This window comes from Autumnicola edwardsiae, from assembly GCF_031846505.1.
GTDB classification, from domain to species: domain Bacteria; phylum Bacteroidota; class Bacteroidia; order Flavobacteriales; family Flavobacteriaceae; genus Autumnicola; species Autumnicola edwardsiae.
Window position 1 is genome coordinate 20962 of record NZ_JAVRHP010000043.1, and the last position, 7170, is coordinate 28131.

The window sequence follows — 7170 nt, forward strand, 5'->3', positions numbered from 1 at the left end:
CTTCTAATACGAATTTTCGTTCTAGACCGTACTAAGCATTGACAGTTTTTCGTGATATGTGAGCTTGCTTTTGACCATATCCATAAGCATATGCTTCCTTAGATTTTGTGCCATTTAGCACAACCATGGGACGATTTACCTTATTATTCGTCAAAATGTCTTGAATAATCTTAAGATCTGATTTTTTGGTATAGTTTTGTCTCACTACGTAAATAGTAGAATCTGCGCAGGGAGCCAGAGCAAAGGCATCAGCTACTCTACCTATAGGTGCAGAATCTATTATAACATAGTCAAATTCATCTTCCAATTCTTTTAGCAGAACGCCAATCTTATCATTAAGCATTAGTTCCCCCGGATTTGGTGGTATCGCGCCTGATCCTATAAAAAATAAATTGTCTGAATGTGGAGATGGAATGATCAAATCTTTCACCTGAAGTTGATCATCGATTAAGTAGTTGGATATTCCAAATTCATCAGAAAGCCCCACGTCTCTCATTAGTTTTGGAGCTCTGAGATCAAAACTTAGCACTATTACTTTCTTACCTGAAGACGCTAAACTGCTCCCAAGATTTATACTAAAAAATGTCTTTCCTTCTCCCTGGGATCCTGAAGTAATTAAAATAGTTTTGTTTTTTCTTCCTGCCGAAACAAATTTTAAATTAAACCTAATAAGACGAAAAAGTTCCGCAACGGGAGTACTCTTTTCCTCTTTTGCTACCAGTACTTCTTTCTCTTTGTTGTACGCAATCTCCCCCAATATAGTGGCATCTGTATATTCTTCAATATCCATCCTGGTTTGGACTTTATCGTTAATCCTTTCTTTGGCATATACAACAGAAAAGGGAAGAAAAAGTCCAAAGATCAATGCTCCAAGGTATACCGAAGTTTTATTGGGGCTAACAGGTATTCCACCTGCCCTTGGTGCATCCACAATACGCATATTGGAAATAGGGGCTGCCAAAGCAAGCGCCTCTTCTTCCCTCTTCTGCAAGAGATACAAATAAAGGTCCTGATTGGTACTCTGCTCCCTATTTATTGCCAGAAGCTGTCTTTCTGCTGCAGGAACTTTACGTACCTGATGTTCGTACTGTCGGGAATTTTGCCGAAGGTTTCTCTGTGCTATTAATAATCCCCCTTTAATATTTTTCAGGTTTTCCAAAGCACTTGTACGAAGGTCCGCCAATTGTTGATTTAACTCTACAATCAGGGGGTTATCTCCAGGAGTAGTACGCAGTAAACTTCTTTTTTTAAGTTGAAGTTCATTTAGTCTGGAAATAAGACTGACCAATGTAGGATCTTCAATATTTAGAGAACTTGGTACGAGCGGCGCATTATCGCCTTTTTCCTGAAGATAACTTTCTATAGAATTAAGTACATCTATTTGTGTCTGGTAATCTGCCAGTTGGCTATTAGATTCACTTGCCCTCCGTAAAAATAATTCGGCATCAGAGCTTACATTAGTTAACTCGTTGCGTTGCTTGTAGTCTTCTACATTTTTCTCAACGTTTGTAAGCTCGTCTGTTAGTAAAGCCAGACGCTCATCGATCATATTGATAGTATTCATTGCAAGTTGGTTCCGATAATCTAAAGATTTTTCAGAATAAACTTCAATAAGCTTTTTCATGATGTCTTTTCCCCTTTCTGGAAGAGGGTCCAGCAGACTAAGAGAAAGCAGACTACCTGTTTCATTTACGGGTTCTACGCTGAGTTTACTAGAATAGATATCTGCCATGCTTTCTACAGCTTGAATCTCAACAGATATTGTCCCTTCTATTTTTGAAACAGGATTATCTGTATTCCGTTTTACTTTGAAAGTACCATAGCTTTTTTGTACAACCTCATCAAAGCGGTGAACAGTGAAATTTCCTGATTCATCTTCTCTATTTTCTCTAAGTTGAAAACTCTCATCATCTCTTAATTTTATAGCAAGACTAGTTCCGGGACGAATAGACGAATCGATTATATTGACAATTATCGGAAGATCCTTGACATAAACCTGAACATCGTCAAACTGTCCTGGAAGAAAATAACCAACCTGTAAATCCAGTTCTCTTACAACCTCCTCCATAAGACCGACAGATAAAAGAATTCCCATTTCATCCTGAACATTTCGGGAAGGTTTTATTAATCCCAGGTCACCAAATGATTCAAAATTTGAAGCTCCTTCCCCTTTATCTTTGTCTCTAATTAAAAGAGTGCTATTTACCCGGTACTGTGGAACAGCTTTATACCTGAGATATAAAAAAGCCAAGCCGACACAAATGCAGATACCTATGAGAAAAAAATACCAGTATTTCAGATAACCCGAAATTATCTTACGTATATCTTTTCCGTCTGCTTTTCCCGAATTGAGATCACGTTGGTTCATTCTAATTAATTTAAGTTTAATAAAATCAATGATCCTACAGAGATTATTGATAAGATCAGGGAGATATTATTTCTTGCTGAACTAGCTTGCTCCTTTTTGGACGCTACCGGTTCTACATAAAGTACATCATTAGGACCCAAATAGAAATATGGAGAATTCAAAACTTCCTTTTGATTTAGATTTAATCTCACAGCACGCCTCACCCCTTCAGCTTCTTTAATTAGCAGAACATTATCTCTTTTACCGTATGCTGTCAGATCACCTGCCATACCAATTGCTTCTATGATGCTTACTCTTTCAGAAGGAATGACAAATGTGGAAGGATTATTCACCTCCCCAATTACCGTAATCCGATAATTTAAATAACGCACCGTGATTAGAGGGTCACCCAGGTATTTTGATAGCAGAGCGGTAAGTTTTTCCTTCACTCCTGATTTTGTTAATCCACCTACTTTTATTGAACCCAGTACTGGAAAATCTATATTCCCACTACTATCCACTAGATAACCAGCTTCTACACCTCCCGAAGAAGAGTTTCCTTCAGTCGTAGTTGAAGGATTTCTATTAAAGGGTGCATTTGCTTCAGGATTTAAACTGTTAACTTTAATGCTTAGAATATCGCTAGGCTGAATTACCGGCTCCTCAACTACTAACGGAATATTTTCAGTGTGGACCACTTCATTATCTGAAAAATCGCTGAAATAAGTAAGATCCCGGGAACCGGAACAAGAAAAAACTACAGGTAATAAAAGCAAAATCAGATTTCTGGATTTCATAAAATTCGTTAGTTAGCGTTAGTTATATTTGATTTCATTTTTGCTGAATTAATAAGCCTTTTCTTCTCCCTTTATAGCATTAAAAACTGTTTGGTAGATAATGCTTAAATCCAATAAGAGAGACCATTTTTCAAGATAAAAAATATCCAGGCGTACACGATTAATAATATCTGCCTTCTTCACAATCTCTCCCCTATAGCCCCTAACCTGGGCAAGACCTGTAATTCCAGGCTTTGCAAAATGCCTTACAAGATATTTATCTATAGAAGAACCATACTCCGTCGTATGCTTCTGCATGTGAGGCCTGGGGCCCACAACGCTCATATGGCCAAGAAATACATCTATAAATTGTGGAAGCTCGTCCAGACTTGTTTTTCTTAGAATCCTTCCAATCTTGGTAACCCTCACATCATTGCGACTAGCCATCGTTGTGTTTGAATTTTTATTCACTGTCATCGACCTAAATTTATGACACCAAAAGACTTTACAGTTTACACCGTTACGCTCCTGCTTAAAGTAAAGAGGACCCGGAGACTCTAACTTAATTAAGATGTACAGAATAGGAGTCAACCATGACAGTACAAAAACAATAACAAAAGAAGAGAAAACTATGTCAAATGCCCTTTTCACAACACGCGCATACTGCCCGTCAATGGGAGTCCTTCTCATATTAAGCACCGGAACATTATCGTAAAGTTCTATAGACATTGCCCGGGTAAAAATTTCTTTATTGTCAGGGATAATCTTAAGTTTCTTTAGATTATTGTCTGCAAAAGTTATTAGATGTCTTAACTCCTCCTGTGATAATTTGGATACCATACAGTAGATCTCATCCACGTTACTACTTAGTGCGTACTTAAAACAGTTTGTAATGGGACCAAGATATGTATTGCTATTTGAAGGTTCATTGTCAAAATAGCCCAGGTAGCGATAACCCAGATCGGGTTCATCAAAAACCTTTCTTATTTTCTTGAGATTTTTATCTCTGCCTACCACTACAACATTTACATAGTTACCCCCTTCTAATCTGTATTTACTTCTCATCCAATAAAACAACCATCGATAGATAAATAGCAATAAACAGATGATGAGATAAACAGAAGTATGATAGTTGGAAGAATAAACTTGCTCCTGCGTTATTCCAAAAAGAGCAAAATATGCCAACCCAAAGATAACATAAAGCTGTAGCATCTTTGCGAAGTTTGTGGCAAAGCGCTCCTTTCTACCCGTAGGATAAAAATCCAGACTATAAGTTATGAGCAGCCATGAAAAGTTGATATAGAGCACATGATACCTATCAAGATATGTTTCGGGAGTAAACATATAAAGGCAGCCATTTATTATCAACAAATGGACAAGGATCGATATTGGTATGATAAAAATTGACTTTTGCATATACTTATAATATCTTCAAGGATATCCCAGAAAACTCATACATTCAAGGCCTGCTCCCCGGCAGGTTCTTTACTGTACCAGTTATAAACTTTTCTAATTCCTTGTTCCAGCTTTACTTGATGTTGCCACCCCAGATTATGCAATTTTGATGGATCTGTAAGTTTTTTTAAAGTTCCATCTGGCTTCTCTGAGTTAAAATAAAAATTGACAGGGGCATCTACGATCTCTCTAATTAGAAAAGCCAGATCCTTTATTGTTATATCCTCTCCAGTTCCTATATTTATATGTGTATTACGAACCTGATTTTTTTTAGACTCTTCATCCTCGTGCCTTGCTAAAATATCCTCAAAATCCAGATTTTCCATAATAAAAACACACGCGTCGGCCATATCCTGGCTCCAAAGAAATTCCCGCATAGCTTTACCCGTACCCCAAATCTCCACAGAAACGGCCGAATCGGATCTCGATGAAGAAGATATTCCATGTTGTGATAAAACTTCCAAAATTTCACTATTAGAATTCTTCCCAGTTACACTTGCTACGGGGCGAATATTTAAATCTCTTCTTATAACATCCCAATTACGTTCAGCTAAAGCCTTTCCCAAATGAATTTTACGAATTAATGCAGGCAGCACATGAGAATTTTTGAGATCAAAATTGTCTTGCGGTCCATAAAGATTTGTAGGCATTACAGAAATAAAATTTGTCCCATATTGCAAATTGTAACTTTCACACATCTTTATACCGGCAATTTTAGCAATTGCATATGGTTCATTGGTATATTCAAGAACATCAGTTAGAAGATATTCCTCTTTCATTGGCTGAGGAGCATTTTTAGGATAAATGCAGGTACTCCCTAAAAACATCAATTTTCGAACTTTATTCCTGAAACTCTGATGTATTACATGGTTCTGAATCATCAGGTTTTCGTAAATGAAATCTGCACGGTAGTCGTTATTTGCTACTATGCCTCCTACTTTAGCGGCAGCAAGAAAAACATATTCAGGTTTTTCTATTTCAAAAAATTCAGATACAGCACTCTCAACTGTCAGGTCCAGTTCGCTGTGCGTTCGGGTAATTAAATTACCATACCCCCTGGATCTCAAGTTTTCAAGGATTGCACTTCCTACCAATCCCCTATGCCCTGCTATATATATTCTAGAATCCTTTTGCATTAATAAGGTCTATTCGTAATAATTAAAAATTTCATATCCTCCGTCCTGCAAGTGTCGGTCCTTCTGCATTAGTTTTATGTCGTTCTCCATCATATCTTTAACTAATGCCGGTAAGTCATATTCGGGTTGCCACCCCAGCTTTGTGTTAGCCTTTGTTGCATCACCAATAAGGAGTTCAACCTCAGTTGGCCTGAAATATTTTGAATCCACTACCAGCACTTCCTTTCCTTTTTCCAATTGAAAATCGGGATGGGAGCAGGATTGAACATATCCCCTTTCATCTATTCCATGTCCCCTAAACTCCAGTTCAATTCCTACTTCAGAAAATGCCATTTTTACAAATTCTCTTACAGAAGTAGTTTTTCCGGTTGCAATAACCCAATCTTCAGGTTCTTTTGCCTGTAGAATCATCCACATCATCCTTACGTAATCCTTGGCGTGGCCCCAGTCCCTCTGTGCATCTAGATTCCCCAAGTACAATTTATTCTGAATCCCCAGGGCAATTTTTGCAGCCGCACGTGTAATTTTCCGAGTAACGAAGGTTTCTCCTCTTACAGGCGATTCATGATTAAAGAGAATACCATTACATGCAAACATATTATAGGCCTCACGATAGTTAACGGTTATCCAGTAAGCATAAAGTTTGGCTACGGCATAAGGACTCCTGGGATAAAAGGGAGTTGTTTCAGATTGGGGAACTTCCTGAACCTTGCCAAATAATTCTGAAGTAGAAGCCTGGTATATACGGGTTTTACTTTCCAAACCTAATAATCTTACAGCATCCAATATGCGAAGGGTACCAAGTCCATCAGCATTACCTGTATATTCCGGAATTTCAAAAGAAACCTGTACATGGCTCATCGCCGCCAGATTATAGATCTCATCAGGTTGAATTTCCTGGATGAGCCTTATTAAATTGGTACTATCGGTCATATCGCCGTAGTGCAGGATAAAATTTCGTTTTTCCACATGTGGATCCTGATAAAGGTGGTCCACACGGTCTGTATTAAAAAGGGAAGTCCTACGTTTGAGTCCGTGTACGATATATCCTTTTTTTAAAAGAAATTCACTGAGGTAGGCGCCGTCCTGACCTGTTATTCCGGTAATAAATGCTACTTTCATCTGTAATTATACTGAAGTTATTATTCTATATTGATTGAGTCTAAGCCGAGACTGTAAAAGTTATTTTGCATAAACGGATTGCACTTGACGGTAACCGTTTTTACTCTGAAGATGTTTTTCGAAATAACTTATGGTTTTAAAAAGCCCCTCTCTCAATTCGATTTTCGGTTCCCATCCGTTAAGATTTTTTTTAGCTAAAGCAATATTTGGTTGTCTCTGTTTTGGATCATCCCGGGGTAGTTCCCGAAATACTAATCTGGAGGACGAACCGGTTAATTCTATAATAAGTTCTGCCAACTCTAACATGGTAAATTCGTTTTGATTACCGATATTG

General features: G+C 37.8%; 5 protein-coding genes and 1 pseudogene. All 6 read right to left on the reverse strand.

Annotation, left to right across the window (positions count from 1 at the left end; genetic code table 11):
* Nucleotides 1-31: 31 nt before the first annotated feature.
* Nucleotides 32-2368 (reverse strand): GumC family protein, encoded by a 2337-nt coding sequence (locus RM529_RS09740; protein WP_311484609.1) that lies wholly within the window; start codon nt 2366-2368, stop codon nt 32-34.
* 5 nt (nt 2369-2373) lie between these two features.
* A complete protein-coding gene (locus tag RM529_RS09745; RefSeq protein WP_311484610.1) occupies nt 2374-3144 on the reverse strand; it encodes a polysaccharide biosynthesis/export family protein in 771 nt (256 codons plus the stop codon).
* A gap of 48 nt (nt 3145-3192) precedes the next feature.
* The gene (locus tag RM529_RS09750) at nt 3193-4467 is read right to left on the reverse strand and encodes an exopolysaccharide biosynthesis polyprenyl glycosylphosphotransferase (RefSeq protein ID WP_311484611.1); all 1275 of its coding nucleotides are present in this window, start codon (nt 4465-4467) and stop codon (nt 3193-3195) included.
* Nucleotides 4468-4574: 107 nt separating this feature from the next.
* Nucleotides 4575-5714, reverse strand: coding sequence for a GDP-L-fucose synthase family protein (locus tag RM529_RS09755; RefSeq protein WP_311484612.1), 1140 nt, complete (start codon nt 5712-5714; stop codon nt 4575-4577).
* A 9-nt stretch (nt 5715-5723) separates the two neighbouring features.
* Complete coding sequence (gene gmd / locus RM529_RS09760; protein ID WP_311484613.1) at nt 5724-6836, reverse strand: GDP-mannose 4,6-dehydratase; 1113 nt, start codon at nt 6834-6836, stop codon at nt 5724-5726.
* A gap of 60 nt (nt 6837-6896) precedes the next feature.
* Nucleotides 6897-7170, reverse strand: a pseudogene (locus RM529_RS09765) (hypothetical protein); the annotation flags it as partial.

Bases quoted from the DNA above. Each gene is read 5' to 3' on its own strand.
- RM529_RS09745 (WP_311484610.1), bottom strand. From the start codon at position 3,144: ATGAAATCCAGAAATCTGATTTTGCTTTTATTACCTGTAGTTTTTTCT.
- RM529_RS09755 (WP_311484612.1), bottom strand. From the start codon at position 5,714: ATGCAAAAGGATTCTAGAATATATATAGCAGGGCATAGGGGATTGGTA.
- gmd (WP_311484613.1), bottom strand. From the start codon at position 6,836: ATGAAAGTAGCATTTATTACCGGAATAACAGGTCAGGACGGCGCCTAC.
- RM529_RS09740 (WP_311484609.1), bottom strand. From the start codon at position 2,368: ATGAACCAACGTGATCTCAATTCGGGAAAAGCAGACGGAAAAGATATA.
- RM529_RS09750 (WP_311484611.1), bottom strand. From the start codon at position 4,467: ATGTTTACTCCCGAAACATATCTTGATAGGTATCATGTGCTCTATATC.